Here is a 21,960-nt window from a genome sequence, read left to right on the forward strand (position 1 = left end):
TGTATACTGTTTACTAAACATATTTGTCAATAACTTTTTTTATATTTCTTAAAGGGGTGATTTTATGGTAGGTATTCGTGATGTCGCTCGAAAAGCGAATGTCTCTCCTGCAACTGTTTCGCGCGTATTGAATCAAGATAAGACGATCCATGTCGCACCAGAAACAAAGAAACGGATTTTTGAAGTTGCAGAAAAATTGAACTATGATATCAATAAACGAAAATATATCAAAAAACGAATGCCCTCGATCGGTGTGATCTCGACGATCAGTAAGGCAAGTGAAGCACAAGATGTCTATTACAAAGAATTACGTATGGGATTAGAAGAAGAAGCAAACCGCCTGCATATTGGCATGAATCGAATTTACAATCTCTCTGACAATCCCAAGGAATGGAAAGACCTAGATCAACTAGGAGCGATCATCGTAGTTGGAACAGTGACGAAGCAGTCGATCACTGATCTATTATCACAAAATCAGCATTTGATCGTTGTTGATAATCCTGATATCCAACAAGAAGTCGATATGGTTTATGGAGATTTAGAGCGAATGACCAAAGCTGTTTTAGAGTTATTTCTAGAGAATGGGCATCATCGAATCGCCTATATCGGTGGCTACCAAGTCGATATGGATGAACGAGGAGGCAAGACGATCAATCCAGATGAAAAACGCGTCCGTGCCTATTTGCATTTCATGTCCGATCACCAGTTACAAGATTACAGTACGCACTACCTGGGAAATTGGACCGAAGAAGACGGTGAACGATTAGCTGAAGAGCTGATCCAAAGCTCTGATCCACTTCCAACCGCACTCCTTGTAGGAAGCGATCCAATGGCAATCGGCGTCTATCACACCATGAAAAAGCACCATTTGGCCATCGGTAAAGACATCATGATCGCCAGTTTCGATAACATTGAAGCAGCCAGTAGACTAACTCCTGGCTTGACCACTGTCCAAATCAATGCCAAATCCATCGGTAAAGCCGCTGTTCGCTTAGCCGTCGAAAGAATCGACCAAATCCGCGACGAACCCATTATTTTGACCTACCCCACCCGATTAGTGGTAAGAGAAAGCTTTGTGCCCAAGAGGTTGTGAAATGAGCGCTCTGACCTGAGCAGTAAGCTGTCATGCCGTATAAATAAGAAAAACCGTTAAGAACAACTGAGTTGTTCTTAACGGTTTTCCTGAATACTTGGTTCGTCGGCTATTCCTTAATTCCAAACCTCTTCTGCGATACTCTTGATCAATGCGATTTTTTCCCATTGTGCTTCTTCCGTCAAAATATTCCCTTCCTCGGTAGAGGCGAACCCGCATTGTGGGCTTAAACACAATCGATCTAAAGGGACGTAACGAGTGGCTTCATAAATTCGTTCGATGATTTTTTGACGATCCTCAAGTTCACCGGATTTTGAGGTTATCAATCCTAATACTACAAGTTTTTCTTCACCAACTTTCGCAAGTGGTTCAAAACCGCCTGAACGATCGTTGTCATATTCTAAATAATAGGCATGAACATTTTCTTCCGTAAATAGTGGTTCAGCTACAGCTTCATATCCGCCAGCTGCTGCCCAGGTGGAGTGGTAATTCCCTCGACAGACATGGGTATTCAAAATCAAATCTTGTGGTTGATTTCCAAGAACCGCATTATTGATTTGTAAATAGGTCTGCGCCAACTCTTTGCGAATCTCGCTTTCCTCTTTATCACTCTCTGCTAAAAATCCTTCTGGTAAAGGTGCTACTAATACGCCCCACGTACAGTCATCCAATTGGATCGTTCTGGCACCTGCTTCATATAAATCCGCAATCACTTGACGATAAGCAGTAACGATATCTTGAAAAAGTTCTTCATTTTCCGGATAGATGTCACGGACATATGGCAAGATATCTGGACGTAATAACTCGACTAACAATTGTGCTGGGGCTGGAATGGTTTGCTTTACTTCGATTCCTTCACTTGTATGGGCCCGGGTAAATCGAAAATGGTCGACAAAAGGGTGTTTTTCTCCCTTGATTTTTCCCGTTACAGTCACTGTCCCTGGACGTGTCTCTTCTCCGTGAAATTGATACCCTCGCTCAGGGACAAAAAACTCAATACCTTGTAAACCAAAGAAAAAGTCCAAATGCCACCAACTCCGACGAAACTCACCATCTGTCACCGCATGTAAGCCAGCAGCTTCTTGTTTTTTGATCAGATCGATAATAGCTTCATCTTCGATCTCTTTCAAATCAGTAACAGAAATAAGCGATTCGTTATACGCTTTTCGTGCCTTTTTTAACTTCTCTGGGCGCAAAAAGCTCCCAACGATGTCATAACGAAATGGGGATGTGGTACGATTAGTCATAAAAAAAATTCCTCCTTAGATTACGTAGTAGCTGAAGACCTGATGAAAACAAAAAACACTCATCCCTTTTGCCAATTCTTGACAAAAGGGACGAATGCGTCGTGTTACCACCCTTATTTACATTATCCTCACAAATAATGCCTCAACGATACCATCAGATATCCGGCGAGTTAACGGTCGCAGTCCGGTTCTACTCACTTACTAGTAAAACAAGCTCCAAGTTCATCTTCACTAAGGTTTTAGGTCTCCTTTTTCACCCTCCGGAGTCTCTTTTTACCGTTGACCGTTAGTTACTCTTCTCTTCTACGCTTTGATATTGTCAATTACTATCCCATGTTTACTTCCGAATGTCAACTAATCCTACTTCCCCTCACTCACTTCGATCCATGCTCGGTAATATTCAAAGGAAATCTTGTCCTTTGTCGTATGAGTCAACAAGTATTGACCAATCGTTTGCCCTAATCGGTAGCCTTGCTTTTGCAACCTGTCTTTTACTTCAAATAGATTATTATTTTTTGTGTTATTCACTTGGACTTTTAATAGAAATCGCACGTACTTTTTCGCAGGATCATTCTGCCAGATTGTCTGTGAGCCTGGGAGTTTTTTCGTGTGCTCGTCCGTACAGAACCCATAAATACTGTTCTGATTATTTTCTGGAAAATAAATCACGAAACTTGAATAATTCTTTAGATATTCCTTTGAATATAAGATGTCATCAGATGCTGCCACGACGATTTTTTGAAAGGGAATTTCTTCTTCAGGAAATTTATCTGGTTCACTATCGATCATTTCTTTCAACTGGTTTTTTCTTGATAATACTTCTTTATGCTTTTGTTCTAAGATTTTTTTCTCATGATCCAAGCGCTGTTCCGTTTCAGCTAAAATGTCGTACATCTCATTTAATGATTTACTATATAGATTTTTCATTTGCTTCATGGGAATATCTAGTTTTCGATAAAAATTGATGTCATATACTTGAAAAATGGCATCGATATCAAATAATCGATACCCATTTTCCTCTTCTCTTGCTGCATGGATCAATCCTTCTGCATCCCAATACCGAATGGTTGATCTAGGGATATTCAATAACTCCGATACTTCCCCAATCGAATACAATCGTTTCATACCTTTCACCTCAATGATAGTTTATGCTTTTTCTTCTTGACCTTCAAGTAACTTTAAGGTGTAGAATGCGTATTTGTCGGGAAAAGGAGGAAACACAATGACATTATTAAAAAAATCTATAAAAAACAATAAAGGAATTGCATTACTTACTCTTTTATTTATCTGTTTACAACTTCTAGGAACCCTCGGTGTGCCAAAGTTAGTAGCTGATCTCATAGATACAGGGATTGCAAGTGGCGAAGTGAAACAAATCCAACAAATCGGAATTCAAATGTTGATCGTTGCCTTATTAGGATCTTTTGCCGCAGTTGCCTCAAGCTACTATTCTGCTTTGTTAGCCGCTCGATTTGGCTATCAGACACGAGCAAGCTTTTTTCAAAAATTCCAACAATTATCAATGAAAGATGTTGATCGATTTAACACCGGTTCTCTTTTGACTAGAATGACCAATGACGTAGATAACGTCCAACAAATGATCGTCATGTTCTGCCAGATGATCATCCCAGCACCGATCATTTCGCTATTTACGATTCTGATGATGTTGGAGCATTCCGTCAAGTTAACAGTGATCACTTTAGGCTCGATCTTCGTCTATGCTCTAGTCACGTATTATTTGATGAAAAAAGGAACGCCTTTATCTTTGAGTATCCAACCGAAGATGGACCGTGTCACGACAACGCTACGTGAATTCTTTACAGGTGTCAATATGATCCGTGCCTTTAATAATCAAGACTACGAAGAAAAAAGAACAAATAAGACCTTTGAAAATTACGCGCAACAAATGATTCGTGTCAATCGGATCTTTGCTTGGGTCACACCCATTGCCTTTTTATTGATGGGCATCGTTTATGCCTCTATTTTGTGGTTTGGTGGCGGTTTGGTGGCTAATGGTAGCTTACAAATCGGCACAGTGACTGCCATTGTAGAATATTCGATGTTGACACTTGCCTATTTGATGATTGCCGCAATGGTTCTTGTTATCGTGCCAAAATCAATTTCTTGTCTTAAACGGATTGAGGAAGTATTACACGCTGAAATCGAAATTAAAGATCCCGACCAACCAGAAACTTTATCCTTCGATTCAATCGATGATACTTTCTTATCCTTTGAGAATGTCACGTTTCGTTATAACGAAACCGCTGATCCTGTGTTGGAAAACATTGATTTTTCCGTCCCAAAAGGTAAAACCACAGCGATTGTTGGTGGAACAGGTTCAGGAAAAAGTACCATTGCAAAATTATTGCTACGTTTAAATGATGTTTCAAGTGGCCAAATCACTTTCGCAGGCACTCCAATCAAAGAAATGAACCAAGAAACACTGCGAAGCTATATTAGTTATGTTCCCCAAAAAGCTTTTTTATTTAGTGGAACGATTCGAAGTAATCTACTGATGGGTAAGGAACATGCGACAGATGAAGAATTAACCAAAGCAGTTCGCGTCGCACAATTGAATGAAGTCTTAGAAAATCTACCAGATCGATTGGACAGCTTTGTTGCTCAAGGGGGAGATAATTATTCTGGCGGACAAAAACAAAGGATATGTATCGCTAGGGCGTTAGTCAAACCTGCTGAAATCTATGTCTTTGACGATAGTTTCTCTGCATTGGACTATCGGACAGATGCCAAATTACGACGTGCGTTGCATCGAGAAATGGCAGATAAAACATTGATCATCGTGGCACAACGTTTAAGTACCATCGTGAACGCTGATAATATTATTGTTTTGGATGAAGGACGGATCGTCGGACAAGGCACGCATGAAGCGTTATTGAAAACCAATCACTCGTATCAGGAATTTGCGAAATCACAAGGTTTGTTGAAGGAGGGAGTCGATGGAAATGACTAAAACAACGATAAAAAAACAAAGTTTGAAACGCTTCTGGAAAATGATCCAACCCGAGCATAAAATCTTCTATGGTTCATTACTTTGTAGCTTGATCGGGAATACATTAGTCGTTGCAATGCCTCTGATCATGGGTATCGGGATCGACCAACTACTCGCACGTATCCAAGCTGTTGGCTTGCCCCAAATGACTGCGGCTGATGTGAAAGAAACATTGCTTTTACCCGTTATACTGCTGATACTCTTTTCTTTACTGAGTAGCGTCACTTCTTTTATCCAAGAACGAGCAATGGCTTCATTGAGTGAACGAGTAACATTGCGTGTCCGAAAAGAAGTCACGAAAAAATTCAAAGCTCTACCGATGGCTTTTTATGACCGCCATCAAGTCGGCGACATCATTAGTCGTACAACTACTGGTTTAAATCAACTATCACAAGTTTTGCTAACAGGTATCAATCAATTTTTCACCTCTCTTGTAACGATTCTTTTAGCTGGTATCATGTTGTTTTACATCGATATAAAATTGACTTTACTTGTTCTTGTTTTGATTACGATCAGCACAGTTGTCACAACAAAATTTGCAAACAAAAATAAAAAAATTTCTGACAATAACCAAGAAGAACTGGGAGATTTGAACAATAAAGCGGAAGAATATTTGACTGGTAATTTGGTGATCAAAGCTTTCAACCAACAAGCATTAGCGATTGAAGAAGTCGATAAAGTAAATGAAAAACAATCGCAAGCTTTCAAAAAAGCGCAATTCATGAATTTTGCGATCTATCCAGCGATTCGTTTGATCAATCAATTAGCGTTTATCGCTAGTGGGATCATTGGCGCAATATCTGTTTTATCTGGTGGTATCACAATTGGTTTCTTGCAAGCCTATTTGCAGTACATCAACCAAATCTCGGAACCAATCTCGACCGCTTCTTATGTCATCAACTCGGTGCAATCAGCAATGGCTTCCATCGAACGAATCTTTGAAATCATGGATGAGCCAGAAGAAGCCATTGATCAGGTAGTAGAAAATCCAATCATCACACCACAAGGAGCTATTGAATTCAAACATGTGCGCTTTGGTTATACACCAGAAAAACCGTTGATGAAAGATGTTAACTTCTCGGTCAAGCCACAACAAACTGTTGCCATCGTTGGGCCAACTGGCGCCGGAAAAACAACACTTGTCAATCTTTTGATGCGTTTTTATGAGATCAATGACGGTCAGATTTTATTCGACCGTCATGACATCACCGATTTGCCGCGCCATGAATTGCGCAATCTATTTGGCATGGTACTACAAAATACTTGGTTATTCGAAGGTACTGTTGCAGAAAATATTGCTTACGGCAAAAAAGAGGCAACCAGAGATGAAGTCATTCAAGCAGCAAAAATTGCTCAATGTGATCATTTTATCCGCACATTGCCACAAGGTTATGACACCATTATCTCGAGCGAAAATGGGTCGATATCTCAAGGCCAACAACAGCTCTTAACGATTGCACGAGTCATTTTAGCTAATCCTGCAGTCGTCATTTTAGATGAAGCAACGTCGAGTGTCGACACACGTACGGAAGCGTTGATCCAAGAAGCAATGAATGCTTTGACTAAAAACCGGACAAGTTTCGTGATTGCCCACCGCCTTTCTACGATTGAACATGCGGATATGATCGTAGTGATGCAAAACGGAGATATCATTGAAACAGGAACACATACAGAACTATTACAACAACCAACTCTTTACGCGAGCTTATACAACAGCCAATTTCAAAATAGTTGAGCCACAAAAAAGCCAACTTAGTCTAGGTTCATTCCGAAACTAAGTTGGCTTTTTGATTTTATAGAATCAATCGTTACGATTTTTCTTTTTATTGTAGATATAAGTTCCGATCGCTCCACCTACGAGGGCTAAACCAAGAACTGCTGCACTAGATTGGATCTCACCCGTTTTTGGTAAGTTTTTTGCTGCATTTCCTTGGACTTGTCTTTTTTGGGTCGCAGGGGTGTTGGCTGTTTTCTTTTGCTGAGTATTCCCTCCGCCTGTGTTGGCATTTCCTCCCGTAGTCCCTCGTTTACTCACTGTCACTTGACTTGTTTCTGAAACGGAACCATTCGTATAAGTGATCGTGTAGGTTCCTTCTTTGTTGGTATCAACATCACCTGACACCATATTCTGGTCAAATGCAAGAGTGAACCCTTCGCGATTTGTTGCCGATACGAAGCCATCGCTTGGGTCCCACGTATCACCGATATATAATTGAAGATCCTTTGTTACAATCGTTTCTCCGTTTTCTTTTACGACTACCATGACTTCTTCTGTTGCTCGACCGTTGGTATAAGTCAACGGATAATCGCCAGCTTTAGTTGTATCTACCGTACCACTGACCATGCTTTCATCAAAAACGATCATTTCCCCATCTTTGTTTGTAGCAGATACAAATTGATCACTTGGCGCCCACTTATCACCGACATAAATGCTGCCATTTTTTGCTTGGATCGTTTCTCTATTTTCAACCACGGTCACTGTGATTTTTTGAGAGGCTTCTCCATTCGTATAAGTAATGATGAAGTTTCCTGTTCGTCCGGTGTCAACGGTGCCTGACACCATACTTTCATCAAATGGCAAAGTGTCACCTGCTCTATTGGTCGCTGAGATAAAATTATCGCTTGGATGCCAAACATCCCCTGTGTGGATTCTTGAATCGGTCGCCTTGATCGCTTCTTGACTAGCAATGACGGTCACTGTGATTTCACGACTGAGTCTCCCAAAAGTATAGGTGATCTTGTACTCACCTACTTGCGTCGTATCGACTTCGCCGCTGACCATATTTTCATCAAAGGCAACAGCTTCTCCCGTTTTATCAGTAGCGGAAACAAAATTATCACTTGGTGTCCAAGCATCCCCTACAATGATCGTCGAATCTGTGACTTTAAGGGTTTCTTGACTTTCTTCGACAGTCACATTGATCTGTTGACTTGCAGATCCATTGGTATAAGTCACTGGATAGACTCCTGCTGTCGTCGTATCCACTGTACCAGTGACCATACTTTCATCAAAAGGAATTGATTCTCCATTTGGATCGGTCGCTAAGACAAAATTGTCGATTGGTTCCCAACTATCACCAACATAAATCGTTGAATCAATTGCGCGGATCGACTCACTAGCGGTTGGTTGCCACACATAAGTATCCGCCATACTATTTTCATAAGTTGACATCAGTGAAGAGGAGCTTAATACATATTCACCGAGTGGGACATCGTCTGTGCCAGATCCCACGTTTTGCCAATACCCCGTATGCTCTTCTGTAGCGAGCAAATCTGGAATATTGGTATCATTTAAAGAATAAAACTGGACACCTAAAGAGATTTTCGATAAGGAGGTTGTACCAGCAAACATCTCTTGCTGCAATTGTACCTTGCCAGTTTTAAAATGAGATAAATCCAATTCAGTGATCTTTTGGCAGTTTCTAAACATTCCTCGCATAAATCGAAGATTCTCCGTATCAAAACCACTGACATCGATTGTTTCTAAATTGAGACATTCTGCAAACATAAAACTCATTGTTGTCACGTTAGTTGTTGAAAAGTTCGTAACATCTAACGCTGTCAGACCGGAACAACCGAAAAACATATAGTACATAGAAGTCACGTTTGTCGTATCAAAGCGGCTAACATCAAGTTCTGTCAAACCGGAACAGCCATGGAACATATAATGCATGTACATAACGTTGCTCGTATCAAAATGTGTCACATCTAACGCTTGTAATCCCGAACAGCCATGGAACATGAAGGACATTTCTGTTGCTTGACTCGTTACAAAACTAGAAAGATCCAGTTGAGCCAATCCGGAACAACCGCGGAACATATGACTGAAATTTGTCACGTTGGCTGTTTGAAAACCAGTTACATCCAGTGTCTTCAAGGCAGAGCAATCATAAAACATGTAGCTCATGTTCGACACGTTCGTCGTGTTAAAACTGGACAAATCTAATGAAGTCAATCCACTCATCCCATAAAATATATGACTCATTTCAGTGACGTTCGCAGTATTGAAGTTGGTTAGATCGAGCGTACTGACAGAAGATACCCCATTGAACATGTGGTTCATCGAACGAACATTTTGGGTATCAAAAGTTGTAAGATCCAATGAGGTCAGTTGCTGGCACCAAGCAAAGAAATAATCCATATTCGTGACTTGACTTGTATCTAGATTGGTTAAATTCTCGATCGTCGTTAGCTGATTCAGATCAAAAAACAATCCTAGTGATTCAGCATTCGCTACCACTGGTCCAGTAAGAACCACTTTTTTGATGAGTGAACGGTGAGGAAACCACGGCGCACGAGCCGCCAAAGTTGTTTCTCCTAATGTTCCTGCATCTATGTACAATACACCTTCCTGGTCGATCCGCCAAGGACTGCTACCAAACACACCAGATGCTAATTGATCTTCTGTTCCTTGTATCTCAAAACATTCCGTCTTGGCATTTGGATCTGGAATAACTGGTTCACTTGAAACATCTGTCACTTCTTGTTCCACAGTGGTGGGAACTGTCGAATCGACAGTAGATTGCTCTAGCTCAGCATTTCCATCTGGAGTTGTTTCTGTGGTGGATTCTGTCGGCGCTTCTGATGTAGCAGTTGCTGGGGATTCTGGCGTTTCACTTGTTTGTTGTTCATCCATCGCTTCGTTTTCTGCTGTTTCCATCAGGCTGTTCTCTGTTGGTTCTTCGATGGTCGAATTGACTAGCTCTTCTGTCATTTGTCCACTGTCTAAATGATCAGCAAATGTCGTGATACTCTGTTGGGATGCGTTCATGAGTAATAACATTGAAGCTGTCACTTTTACTATTTTTCTGTGGTCCATTCCTTATTCAACTCCTCAAATTATAGAAAGATAAAAAAACATCCAACTAAATTCTAACGTAATCTGTGAAAGAAAATTTTTTATTTTTTTTTTTTGAAAAAAATATTTGAGAATCGATTTGTATTTCCAAAATAAGAAAGATAAAATAAAACAATCGAATAAGAGTCACCCAAACGAAAGGAGCAATTAATGGAACCTTTTTTCAAACTACATGAAAATAAACAATTACATCGCCAAATCAAGATTCTTACTTATTTGAGAAAACGAAATGACATCACTTCGATCACAGAACTAGTTCAAGAAATAGGCTGTACACCTCCCACTCTACGTTCAGATATTCAAGCATTGCGTGCCAAATTACCACCATCAATTCAATTGCAATCAACCAAAATGATCGGTTACCGCTTAAAAATACCCGATGGGGAAACACTGGATACCTATCTTTTATCTCTTGTTAGAGAAACGATTACTTATAAAATCATTGACCGTAGCCTTAAGGGAAATCAACAATCCTTCGAAGCCATGCGCTTGGAGTATCATTTATCTAGTTCGGCTTTACGCAAAATCATTCAACACATGAACCATGAACTAAAAAACTACCGAATCCAACTCTCTCCCAAAAATGGTGATCTTGTTGGAAAAGAAAACGAGATTCGTTTTTTCTTTTTTAACTTTTATACGAGTTTTCGACGAACGATCATTACAGATCATTCCTATCTATTCTCACAAGAGACATACAAAGTCATGTTCGCTGAACTAGAGCAAGTATTTCAGTCTCATTTACATATTAGTAATTTTCGCGCCACGTTATGGTTGTCCATCTTAAAAGAAAGATGGTTGCGTCGTAAACAAGGTGAAATCACCTCAGAAACATTGAGTATGATCCAGTCTAGAAAAAGCTTCAAAAGGTTCTCAAAAAAAATCACTCCTTTTCTGAGAGAGATTCTTGGGATTCAACAGCTGTCTGTAAATGAACTAGTTTGGGCTTATTTGATTGCTTTACACTGTATTTCCTATAGCTCATCGAACTATCAAGAGACAAGATCGCATAAAGCGACCCATTACCAAGAAGAAGCACCAACCAAAAAATGGATCAAGCAATTTTTACTCGACGAAGCGCTGATTGACGGTACAACAAAGGAAGGTATTGAGCAAATGAGTGCTTACTTAGCTAATCTACGCTTGCTTAATAAAATCACTGATGGTTTTGAGAATCACCCATTGTCGATTGATCATTTAGTCGATCCATCCTTTGAATTACTCTATCACTCCTGGCAAGACCGATTGCAGCAACTCAAATGGCAAGAGATCCTACCAATGACCTGCATAAAAGACGTTGCACTATCTTTAAGTATGATCCAATCCTCCTATCAGCAAATCCAAAGAAGGAAAAAGCAAACAATCGTCTTTACTTTTCATGGAGATGCTGGCTACGATAATTTTTTAATGGCTATGATCCAAAAGTGGCTACCTGAAACGTATCACCCTCTTTTTCTTTTTGATCAACCGATTAAACAAACAAAGATCGACGAGTTAGAAGCTTGTCTCATCGTCAGCAACTATGATCTTACGGAGAAAATGGCCTGTGAAGTGATTCAAATTGCCCAAATACCGACCCATGAGGAGTGGAAAGACTTGAAACTACACTTGATTGAACGGGCTTCAAGTCATTCATAGCAGTATCCAGGAACTACTCGATTTTTGCTGTAGACTTAGAGAGAAACGTCTAAAATTTCTCCCTAAGTCTAAGACTTGCGGCTATTCACAAATGAAGCTACTAGACTATGGATGCCAACCAAGGAAGGAAAAGAATCGAACTAAAACGTAGTGCGACATTCTTTCAAAATAGTTTAAGACAGCGAAACACTTGAAATAAATCATCCCTGTGGTTCCGTATAAGATAAACGCTTAAAATGGTAACCACAAGCACTAAAACAAAGACATCGATCTGTTTATCTGTTCTCGTCTGCATAGAAGGTTCTCTCCTTTCATCTGACTTTTTTGTTCATTGTTCTTTTTCTTTGTCTATGATAAAAAAGAACAAAAAATGCAACGCCAAAAAGAGTAACAATCCAAGAATCATTGGCGAAACATTTGGGTGCCGATTGAAGTATTTTGTGGTCCTCACGCTGATCCAACCTTTTTTTGCTTGTTGACGAACCTGATGATCAAGTTTTTTTGAGGGGGAACTATCTAAAAGTTTATGTAATCGATCATTTTTGCTGGCATAATTAAACGATTCTCCATCGAGTAATTCTGTTCTCAAATTAAATGGTATCAGTAATAGTGATTTCATACCATCCGCCCCTATTTTTCATCTGTCGATTTCATTCTTTGAACATACCATGAGTCAAGAATGAGTTGTTTCAATGAACATTCTTGACTCATGTTTGTTATCTATCTATACTTAATAATTAGCAATGCGACAACTCTCGTATTTTTCCGCCAGATCAATTACTTAGTTGTTGCATTGTTTTTTTGATATTCTGTTCTTTTTCATCGTTTCACTAAATAAACAATACCACTACTGTATACTAAAAAACCACCAACTAATAGTAAGAAGATCCCAGCATAATTTGTTACGATATTGACTTGATTAATGATGATCACAGATTGAGCAATACCTAAACCAATAAGCGTGATAAAATGTGGTGTCGCTGATTTTTTTTGTTGTTTTATTTTGTGCCAAGCATAAATCACCATAAATAGTACAATGAAATTCATACCATTCAAGAGAATCGATATCGTACTATTCGTTTGTCCATCACTGATGACTTGAAATAATCTTCCTACGAGTAAAACTACACTAAATAGCATTGCAGAGATTCCTGCTAATTTTTGAATTGAATTTCCCATTTTTTTCACCGTTCCTTTTAATCTGAATTTTTTTCATGTCCGAATCGTATCGCTTGAATGGATTCGATTGGTAACTCTTTGATCCGGCCACTTCCTACAAATCTCTGTTCTTTCGTTAAATAGACATAAACTTTACGACTATTACTGATCGTATCATGCAACCATCTATCACCATCTACATTGATGATCACATCACTTTCTGTCATTTGTCTCATGAAAGTACAATCCTTGATTTTCTTGATATCTTGTAACTTCAATTTGAGTTCAAGATCTCTCATTCCCTTACCTTGAATGACTTCATCCCTCCAATACTTTAAAGAAGGCAGGTCTGCGGCATCAATGATCCCTGAAAAATCAGCGCTTTTATCAGTTAAAACAGGCAAATTTTGCTCATTTACCTCGTGGTAACCAACAAACAGAACCATCAATGCACTACTGATCAATAGACATATTTTTCTCAATTTTTCTTGCCCCTTTACTAAAGGTTTAATTGGATCTACCGATAAAGGTCTCCATCACTCCATACGCATCACCACCTTTCATTTTTTAATCATTCAGCAAGTTTCTTTTCACTTCTGGAGGTACCATCTTTTGGATCTACGATCACCACGTTACTTGCCTCCGCTTTTACGTATACTCCAGGATGCAGTATCTTAACTATGTTTTCCCCAAACAACGGTAAATTCAATCTCCGTTCAGCGCCTTGCTCATCAAACATTCTGATATTAGGAAGGATTTCTAATATTGCTAAGCCCTCTTTTTCATAAGAATCGAAACCGTTGGACTTTTCAATTTTTTATCGTTGCTTTTTCCCTTCTCGCAAAACAGGCACATGATCTTGCTTTAAAACACTAAGTCTTTCAATCGTCCTTTTTACTTTGATTTCTTGGTAAATCCCCATAGATGTATTGACTAAAATCGAGACCTTAAAAAAACTATTTCTAAAAGATCCGATCGATACAACTGTAATGAACCACATGACATTAAAAAAATTAAATAAAGTCATACAATTTTTTAAAATAATTTCTTTTGTCGTTTCCAGCAGATTGTGTATCTAGTTCATTCGATTTATTTTTTAAGAGCCTTTCTTCAACTTGGCTTTTTATTCAGCCTGATTTCTCATTTAATTATTCAGGAATTATTGAGAAATATTCTTCCATTTTTTTTCCTCCTAATTCATTATCATCAAATAATTTATTGAAAAAAGAGAGACCCAATCGTAAAACAAAAAAGGATTCCGTTATATTTACTCGTAGCTATCTTCCTAAATACCTTAACATTAAATAACCAATTTCTAAATACACTTTTTTCTCCAAAATGAATTTTTTATAAAAAATCATAAAAAATATGCATAAAAACATTATTAAAAAAGCTATTTAATGTATTTTTCATTTAATCGTTATTATATTCTAAAAACCAAAACGATATAAAATAACAATAACCATCGTTTTCCAACGTTCTCTTTAATGTGATTTTATAAAAATAAAAATAGCTTATGTATTTTTATCAAACAGGTTTTTTTCTGATTTTTTTCCCAATAATTCTTTATATTTGTTTGGAGGTTTATTTTACTAGAGACCTATTTCTTCGTTTTTAGACAAAAAAACACCAGTGATTACTCACTAGTGTTAGTTTATAACAACAAATAATTCAGCTGATATATACCAGTCGTTCATTATTTATTATAGATTTTAGGTCCTTTTCTCATGTTACTACGATCATTCTTTGGCGTAGCCATCTTTTCAACTCGACCGCCACCTTGTTTCTTTTTGATTATTTCAAGCATTTTCTCTTTTGAATTCATCTGTTTCCCTCTTTTACTCTATTCACTTTTTCGCTACTGTGATAAACACTTCGCTATTGTACCACATTTTTACTTAAAAAATTCATACTTATTGATTTCTTTATGCTTTTCATCATAAAAACGTACGATGTTTGTATGTTCATCACAGGTTAAGATCACATAGCTTTTCTCATTATAAAAACCTAATACAAAAAGCAGATGAAGATCACTAACTTGCTGCTGTGTTGACGTTGATTGGTGCAATCGTTACATGATGGTGAATCGCCGTAACAAATAGAGAAGCCAATGCTTTGGCCGATCGTTGCAATGTGCGATACGCTTAAACTGCTTTGACAAACACAAGTAAAGCACCAATGGCAGAATTTCCAGGGATCAACGGTAAAATCACTCGGCGCAAACGATAAAAATACAACCACCAAAAATCACTGCACTTTCATCTAGAGTAGCGCCGATGTTCAGTAAGACTATGATCAAACATGAAATAAAGAGAATTGGAAATTTTAAAACAGGCTTAGTTTAGAACGAATGAGAGTACAGCAAATCTGTCGTGCCTACCCAATCAAAGTTCCTTTATTTTTAGTCCTTACGAACGGTGCATATATCATGATGTTCAATGCAATCAAAGCCATTTGCAGAAAGGCTCCAGAAACTCCAGAGGCTAAGAATCCAGAAATAATAGGTGGTGTCGTCCATGGAATTTGGATGCCATTTGTTTTCGCTACAATTCCTACACTCATAGAAAAATAAGCTATGACTGTGTTGACTACTGGACAAAGAATAAATGGGATAAATACTCTAAAGTTTAGTAAAATCGGAAGGCCATAAATTATTGGCTCGTTTATGTTAAATAAACCTGGGATAAATGATACTTTTGCTATACTTTTTTTGTCACTGTTCTTTGAGAAGAATAGTATTGCTAGAATTAATGCAAAGGTACTTCCGCTTCCTCCAAAATTAATAAATAAAGATTGGAACGTTCCAGTAATAATATTTTTAGGAACTTCTCCTTTGGTTATACTCAAAAGATTTTCCATATTTAATGAAAAATAAATCGGATTCATTATTGAATTGAATAGATAACTCCCATTAAACCCAAAAAACCATAACAATGTAATTCCTAGATTAATTATGATAACTGCTGGAAGAGTACTACCTAAATTCGTGATCGGTACTTGGATTAATCCATTGATCATACTAGATGGATTGTCTATTTTTAAAGTTACTAAGACTAATTTTATAAAAAATAATACTACCGTGGTCGTAAGGAAAGGTAACAAATATTCAAAGCTTTCTGCTACTTCTCTTGGAACAGAAGAATGTAGATTTATCTTTTTTTTCTTTTTAAAACTTACAGTTAATATACCGCATGTCATAAGAGCACAAAGCATCGAAAAGAATATACCTTGTGATCCAAGTGAATCGATCAATTTATCTGGGGATTCAAGCGGCAAAAAAATAAAATAAGCGAATATTGTTGATGTGATGTACAGTATATAATCTTTCTTTTTTATTTTACAATAATTATAGGCAATCGATATTAAAATAAACAAACCTATCAGATTATTAAAAGCATTGGGAATTGAAGGAAGGGCAGTCGTCCATAATACATTGAAATTTTTTTCCATAAATTTAGTAAAAGTTGGGATAGGAAAATTCACTATCAGAATAAAAAATGAACTGATAATCGTAATTGGCATCAATGAAATAAAACTATTTCGCAATATTTTTAAAAGTAAATTATTTTCAATCGTACTATATACTTTATTCATTTTGTTCTTCCTTTTTTAAGGAGATTTCTGTGAGTGAACTAATAATATTATTTGCTACAGTAAATAACTCACTATTTCCATTAACCATGCAATATGACTTTTCAGTAAGCATAAGCATCTCTTTATCATTTAATTCATCTCCAACAATGATTGAGTTGCTGACATCAGCTTCGACTAAATTTCCTAAACAAATAACGGAACTAGCCTTTCCACTCCCAAGTGGTGAAATATCAATGTATTTTTTATTTTTATTCACCTGAAAGCCTGTCCGCTCTATAGCTTTTGTGAAAATATCTATTTCACTGCTTAATTCTTTATAACCATTGACTTCTAAAGTAACAGAGTTTGTTATTAAAGGGATATTGGATGTTCTTTTCAAAAAATTATTACTATGGATGCCTTCTAAAAAAATATTCTGTTGAAGATGACTAAATGTAATATTGATAATGGTCTCTTTTTTTACTAACATTTCTTGAACTATCGGTAATATCATACTAGTTTTCATAATTAAACTTAAAAGTATGGAACCGTGTTTATCCATTACTAAAGCACCATTATTAAGTATACAATATTCATATTCAAAGTTATATTCTTGTATAAAACGATGGAACATTGCGTAATTTCTTCCTGTAGCCAAAACAATTGGATGCCTTTTAGATACAGAACTTAAAAAGAACAATTCCTCTTCTGTTACTTTTTTCTCTCTATAGATTGTTCCATCGATGTCACTTATAAAAAAAATAGAATCCATCATTCCCTAACTCCTTTTCACAAATTGTAATATACGTTCTCACTCCCCAATAATTGGGAATTGTTTCATAATAATGGGACTTGTAAAAGTCCATTTCTAATATCCCTTGAGTCGTAGCGATACCAAAATATGGATTGATCTCAAGCACACGCTTAAAAAATGAGAGTGCTTGAAAATAGTTCTCGGAAAAAAAGTAGGTTAGCCCTATATTTATATATATGTGTATACACAGAGGTGAAATTTCAAATGCTTTCTCGAAAAATTCCCTAGCAGTTTCATAATTCCCACAACAGAGTTCTGTTATTCCTAATGAATTTAGAGCCCTAGTATTCTTAGGATTAATGATTAGTACTTTTTGAAATTGTTTTTTTGATCGTTGAATGTCATTTTCACTTCTAAAAATATATCCTAAAAAGAGTTGAGCAATTTCACTATCTGGATTAGCTTCTGCTGCTTCTTGTGCATTCTTCTTTGCTAATTTTAGTTTTCCTGCATTTCTTTGAATGATTGCCAAATAAGATTTCGCTAGTGTCTCTTTTGGGTTATTCAAAATTTGCTCGTTCATTATTTGAATATACTTTTCATTTTTCATTTGTCGTTCTTTGAAGGGTCTTAGGTGGTCTAAATGATTGAGTGTAATAGGAATATCGGCAACACTAAACCCTTTACATTTAATTGATGGTTCTATTTTTTCGGTGGCTTTTTTATAATATTTAAATCCACAATGATTCCGAAACAATTTTACCATTGAGTCAGAGTACCACCCACCTGTTCCAAAAAAGTTATACCTTAAAAATCTATAGCCACCAGTATTGCTATCATCACTATTACTTTTTATAAAATGTCTAATTTTGTACCAATCCGATTCCAATAGTAACTCATCTGCATCCAAGAATAATATCCAATCTTCTTCTACCTTCTCTAGCAAATAATTTCTCATAGCTGAAAAATCATTATTAAAAGGCTTACTATAAATATTAGTTGTATATTTTTGCGCAATTTGAATTGATTGATCAGTTGATCCCGTATCAAGTACATAAATAGCATCAGCAAAGCAGTTTCGAAAAAAATCATCTAAATATTCTTCTTCGTTTTTCATCATTAAACATAATGCTAAGCCCATCCAAAGGCCTCCTCAAATTTCAATATTTATTATTTCGTTATTTTGAAATTCAGTCATTTCTAATTTAAATTCTTCCAATGGATAAAACAAAGGATCTTTAACAAGATACACTTCAGTTCCAATTCTATATGCTTCCATAAAAATTCTTTTTTTCAAAGTTGGAAATATAGAAATTCCTGCGTCAAAAAGAAATACGCAATCAAAATAGTTATCCTTGTAATTTGTAGAAACACCAAAATATTTAGTCGTCTTGATTGTCGAAAGGTGTTTATTCACAACTTGCTCAAACCTATCGGACCATACTAGTATTTCTTGGGGCAATAACTGTTTTAATATGCTAAGTGAGTCAGTCCCTATGAATAAATTATTGCTTTTCATTTTTGACTTGATAGCACTCAAGTCATGGTGAGCATAAACTGGTGACATCGAACAAATAACAGTTACTTCTAATTTATTGAGAACGTTATTCAAATTTATCCCAGTAATGTATTTATATAATTCACTTTTTATTGCTGGATTCTTCATAAAAAGTTTGCACCTATTATTAAAATACTCCTTAGAAATGTTTTTTGACTTACTTGGATGCGGAAAATGAATAACCGGAGATTTTTCAGAAATTATAAAAGTGTTATTATTTAGAAATAATCGATAAGACAAATCCGTATCTTCTGCTCCCCAACCATTAAAAGATTCATCAAATCCTTTCACTTTCATAAATTCGGAGTTATTACATGTGAAAGCACCACTCCATCCATATACCCATGGAGCTCTCAACGTTGAGAGATCATCTTTATACAGTTGAAAAACATCTTTTCTATAATCACTCCAGACGTCCTCATATGTTTTTAAAAACTGCCCAACATTCATCGGAGATATTTTTTCAAAAATAGATCGATTAGGTAGAGTATCTTCTACATTAAACCCATAAATATAATGTAAAAGCACAGTTTTATTTGTAACTTTTTTCAATTTAAGAATAATTTCTTCAAAAAAATCTTGCTTAAATATCATATCTACGTCTAGAAAAGTTATAAATTCTCCTTTTGCAAAATCAGCCCCATAATTTCTTAATTGAGAAATATTTCCTTGTGCATGTTCATAAATTGATACATTTGGAATAGAACTAGTTGAAATTGAGTCATTTGTTACAATAATCCATTCAAATTGGTAAAGATCAGGGCGAATAAGCTTCTCGATATATTCCAATAATCTATTCAATTCTTTCGGTTTGTTCATTGCTACAGTTACAAAGGAATGGATATTACTGTTTCCAATATATTCCTTCATTAAACCCACCTCGTTCTTCGTACTTTTTAGTTTTAGCGTGCAATACATGTTCTTTCTTTAATAAGTCAAAACTATAAAATGCGTCGATTACTTCTAGAATATCTGCCATCTCTTCATTTTTTTCATACACACTTTTAGCCTCAATAAATTCTTGTACTTCCTCTAATAGCTTTTTTTTAAGTTCACTTTCTACTTCAATAGACGTTAAATCAATGAATTTAGCATTTGGATTAGTTTCAAGTATTTTTTCTCTTAATTTGGTTCTAATTAGTTTATTCATTATTTTCACCTATAATTAACTTTTTCTTCGCTGAGTAAAATTTATTCCACTCAGGAAATTCTTGCCAGTTTGCTAATTCTGGTCTTCCAATTTTTATTGCAGTTATAAACCTTAAATACTGTCTTTGTAAAGGTTGCGTAATTGGTACAAGAAACTTCCTTGAAGTTACATCTTCATAATATAAATAATGTCCATATTCCATATACGCCTTGAAAAATTCACGATCATTTTCTAACTCGATAGGAAATAATCCATCCGCTTTAAAACTTTCTAGTAAGTCAATCGCAACAGGTACCGCATGCAAGTGTCTATGGTAGCATAATTGCTCTCCAGGTTGTACATTACAATAACCTACACGTCCATGTTCATAAAAAATACACGCCCCATAATACTTAGTTAATAAATTTCGTACTTTTTGTTTTAATTGAAGATATTCTTTTTTTAAAATATCTGGTAGAGCACCAATACAATGATAATGATCATTAGGCATAATTAGTGAATAACCTTCAACGATTTGACCAATAGCTAACCAGACTGTAAAATTTTCAGTTTTGATATAAATTTTATCTTTTTCCTGAGAACAAAATGTACAAAAATCAATCGTTTTACTTTTCATTGAAATACTTCCTTTCTGGAATGGGCAATTCATAAACCCTTGGAAGCTTAATATTTTGATATTCTCCCACCTTGTTACAAATCCCTCCCAAGATATCTATTAGTTTGTCTGCCTCTTCCTTTGTATTTGATTCAGATAAACTAATCCTCACACAACCATATACATTGTCATGGATATGATGGTGCAAAAAGGTTGCGCATAGTAAACCTGAGCGTGTCTTAATATTTTCTTTTTGAAGTAAGCTAGAAACTCGTGCAGCAATCATTCCTTTAATATTAAAAGAAACGATACCTAATACATTGGCATTGCTATAAATATCAATATTATGCATATCAGTTAATTTATTTATTAAATAATCCGTCAGAGTATATATGTATTCTTTTTTATTTTTTAAAGTCTCTATAGACATTTCTGATAAACTACAATACAAAGAAAAAATTCCTGGATAGTTCAATGTTCCTGATTCAAAATAATATGGGAGAGTCCTTGGCTGACTAAGAAGTTCTGATAAAACACCGGTGCCACCAACTTTCAAAGGAGAAATACTAGTATGCTTGGGGTTAATATAAAACCCACCAATACCAGATAACGCTTTCAAAGCTTTATGACCAGTAAAAACGATAAAATCTGCTTCAAGGTTATTATTATCAATTTCTATATGCCCTATGGTTTGAGACATGTCAATCAAAATAGGAATATCTCCTTTTTGTTTGACACGTTTACAAATCTCGGCGATTGGTTGTACTTGACCAGTTACATTTGAACCATGGTTCACTATAACAAGATCTGTTTTTTCATCGATAAAATCAATTAGTTCATCTACATTGATTAAACCATAGCGATCACATTCAACCCAATCAACTGTTATATTTCTAATCTTTTGTAAATAGGTTAACGGACGTATTACTGAATTATGTTCTGTGACAGTAGAAACTATATTTGCGTTTTTATTTACGAATCCAAAAATAATGGTATTCAGAGCTTCTGTTGCATTACTTGTAAATATAATATGGGTTGGATACTTTACTCCTATAAGCTCTGCTAGTTTTCTCCTAGTTTCAAAGATATAATCACTTTCTTCAGTTGATTCTGAACGATTGTAACTACCGTCAGTATTTTTTATAAAATCTGAAATACTTTCCAATACTTTTTTACTTTTAGGAAATGATGTAGATGCGTTGTCAAAGTAAATAGAATCCATAGAATCGCCTCCAATATTTTAATTCGTCATCATTTTTTTTGAAACTTAAAAATATAAATTTTGTTTTTTTTCTCTTTGTTTTAACTATTGTTCTTTTTTATTTA

At 36.1% G+C, this 21,960-nt stretch carries 18 protein-coding genes; 4 read left to right on the forward strand and 14 right to left on the reverse strand.

Annotated elements, in window-relative coordinates; all coding sequences use genetic code 11:
* The first annotated feature begins 64 nt into the window (after positions 1-64).
* On the forward strand, positions 65-1,093 hold the full coding sequence (locus tag IGK77_RS08755) for a LacI family DNA-binding transcriptional regulator (RefSeq protein ID WP_074799286.1): 1,029 nt from the start codon (positions 65-67) through the stop codon (positions 1,091-1,093).
* Positions 1,094-1,209: 116 nt separating this feature from the next.
* Here IGK77_RS08755 and IGK77_RS08760 read toward each other — a convergent pair whose 3' ends face one another.
* The gene (locus IGK77_RS08760; protein WP_074799287.1) at positions 1,210-2,340 is read right to left on the reverse strand and encodes a 5-methyltetrahydropteroyltriglutamate--homocysteine S-methyltransferase; all 1,131 of its coding nucleotides are present in this window, start codon (positions 2,338-2,340) and stop codon (positions 1,210-1,212) included.
* A gap of 360 nt (positions 2,341-2,700) precedes the next feature.
* Positions 2,701-3,465, reverse strand: a complete 765-nt coding sequence (locus IGK77_RS08765; protein ID WP_074799289.1) for a MerR family transcriptional regulator — start codon at positions 3,463-3,465, stop codon at positions 2,701-2,703.
* Between the two features lie 97 nt (positions 3,466-3,562).
* On the opposite strand from IGK77_RS08765, the gene IGK77_RS08770 reads away from it, so the two are divergent.
* Both IGK77_RS08770 and IGK77_RS08775 read left to right on the forward strand, forming a co-directional pair.
* Positions 3,563-5,311: an ABC transporter ATP-binding protein gene (locus IGK77_RS08770; RefSeq protein WP_438713148.1), complete on the forward strand. Its 1,749-nt coding sequence runs from the start codon at positions 3,563-3,565 to the stop codon at positions 5,309-5,311.
* Complete coding sequence (locus tag IGK77_RS08775; RefSeq protein WP_074799291.1) at positions 5,298-7,085, forward strand: ABC transporter ATP-binding protein; 1,788 nt, start codon at positions 5,298-5,300, stop codon at positions 7,083-7,085. The genes IGK77_RS08770 and IGK77_RS08775 overlap by 14 nt, the downstream gene beginning before the upstream one ends.
* A 66-nt stretch (positions 7,086-7,151) precedes the next feature.
* Here the strand turns inward: IGK77_RS08775 and IGK77_RS08780 are convergent, their stop codons facing one another.
* Positions 7,152-10,169: a bacterial Ig-like domain-containing protein gene (locus IGK77_RS08780; RefSeq protein ID WP_074799293.1), complete on the reverse strand. Its 3,018-nt coding sequence runs from the start codon at positions 10,167-10,169 to the stop codon at positions 7,152-7,154.
* A gap of 189 nt (positions 10,170-10,358) precedes the next feature.
* On the opposite strand from IGK77_RS08780, the gene IGK77_RS08785 reads away from it, so the two are divergent.
* On the forward strand, positions 10,359-11,846 hold the full coding sequence (locus IGK77_RS08785; RefSeq protein WP_074799295.1) for a helix-turn-helix domain-containing protein: 1,488 nt from the start codon (positions 10,359-10,361) through the stop codon (positions 11,844-11,846).
* A 328-nt stretch (positions 11,847-12,174) separates the two neighbouring features.
* On the opposite strand, the gene IGK77_RS08790 is transcribed toward IGK77_RS08785, so the two are convergent.
* The 11 genes from IGK77_RS08790 to IGK77_RS08840 form a co-directional block, all read right to left on the reverse strand.
* The gene (locus IGK77_RS08790) at positions 12,175-12,465 is read right to left on the reverse strand and encodes a DUF3114 domain-containing protein (protein WP_074799296.1); all 291 of its coding nucleotides are present in this window, start codon (positions 12,463-12,465) and stop codon (positions 12,175-12,177) included.
* A 200-nt stretch (positions 12,466-12,665) separates the two neighbouring features.
* Positions 12,666-13,025, reverse strand: a complete 360-nt coding sequence (locus IGK77_RS08795; protein ID WP_071866286.1) for a hypothetical protein — start codon at positions 13,023-13,025, stop codon at positions 12,666-12,668.
* A gap of 17 nt (positions 13,026-13,042) precedes the next feature.
* Entirely contained in the window at positions 13,043-13,486 is a 444-nt protein-coding gene (locus IGK77_RS08800) for a hypothetical protein (RefSeq protein WP_074799298.1), read from the reverse strand.
* Between the two features lie 1,214 nt (positions 13,487-14,700).
* A complete protein-coding gene (locus IGK77_RS08805) occupies positions 14,701-14,829 on the reverse strand; it encodes a hypothetical protein (RefSeq protein ID WP_010735268.1) in 129 nt (42 codons plus the stop codon).
* A gap of 551 nt (positions 14,830-15,380) precedes the next feature.
* Positions 15,381-16,598: a PTS sugar transporter subunit IIC gene (locus tag IGK77_RS08810; RefSeq protein WP_074799300.1), complete on the reverse strand. Its 1,218-nt coding sequence runs from the start codon at positions 16,596-16,598 to the stop codon at positions 15,381-15,383.
* Positions 16,591-17,352: an HAD-IIB family hydrolase gene (locus tag IGK77_RS08815; protein ID WP_074799302.1), complete on the reverse strand. Its 762-nt coding sequence runs from the start codon at positions 17,350-17,352 to the stop codon at positions 16,591-16,593. Before IGK77_RS08815 ends, IGK77_RS08810 begins: the two co-directional genes overlap by 8 nt.
* Positions 17,324-18,472: a glycosyltransferase gene (locus IGK77_RS08820; RefSeq protein WP_074799304.1), complete on the reverse strand. Its 1,149-nt coding sequence runs from the start codon at positions 18,470-18,472 to the stop codon at positions 17,324-17,326. The genes IGK77_RS08815 and IGK77_RS08820 overlap by 29 nt, the downstream gene beginning before the upstream one ends.
* A 12-nt stretch (positions 18,473-18,484) precedes the next feature.
* A complete protein-coding gene (locus IGK77_RS08825) occupies positions 18,485-19,759 on the reverse strand; it encodes a glycosyltransferase family 2 protein (protein WP_074799306.1) in 1,275 nt (424 codons plus the stop codon).
* On the reverse strand, positions 19,734-20,039 hold the full coding sequence (locus tag IGK77_RS08830; RefSeq protein WP_081355902.1) for a nucleoside triphosphate pyrophosphohydrolase: 306 nt from the start codon (positions 20,037-20,039) through the stop codon (positions 19,734-19,736). Before IGK77_RS08830 ends, IGK77_RS08825 begins: the two co-directional genes overlap by 26 nt.
* Complete coding sequence (locus IGK77_RS08835) at positions 20,032-20,655, reverse strand: hypothetical protein (RefSeq protein WP_074799307.1); 624 nt, start codon at positions 20,653-20,655, stop codon at positions 20,032-20,034. Before IGK77_RS08835 ends, IGK77_RS08830 begins: the two co-directional genes overlap by 8 nt.
* Positions 20,645-21,856 carry an aminotransferase class V-fold PLP-dependent enzyme gene (locus tag IGK77_RS08840; protein WP_074799308.1) on the reverse strand — a complete coding sequence of 404 codons (1,212 nt, stop codon included), beginning with the start codon at positions 21,854-21,856 and terminating at the stop codon, positions 20,645-20,647. The genes IGK77_RS08835 and IGK77_RS08840 overlap by 11 nt, the downstream gene beginning before the upstream one ends.
* Positions 21,857-21,960: the final 104 nt, after the last annotated feature.

This window comes from Enterococcus sp. DIV0806c, assembly GCF_051710905.1.
Lineage (GTDB): Bacteria > Bacillota > Bacilli > Lactobacillales > Enterococcaceae > Enterococcus_B > Enterococcus_B mundtii.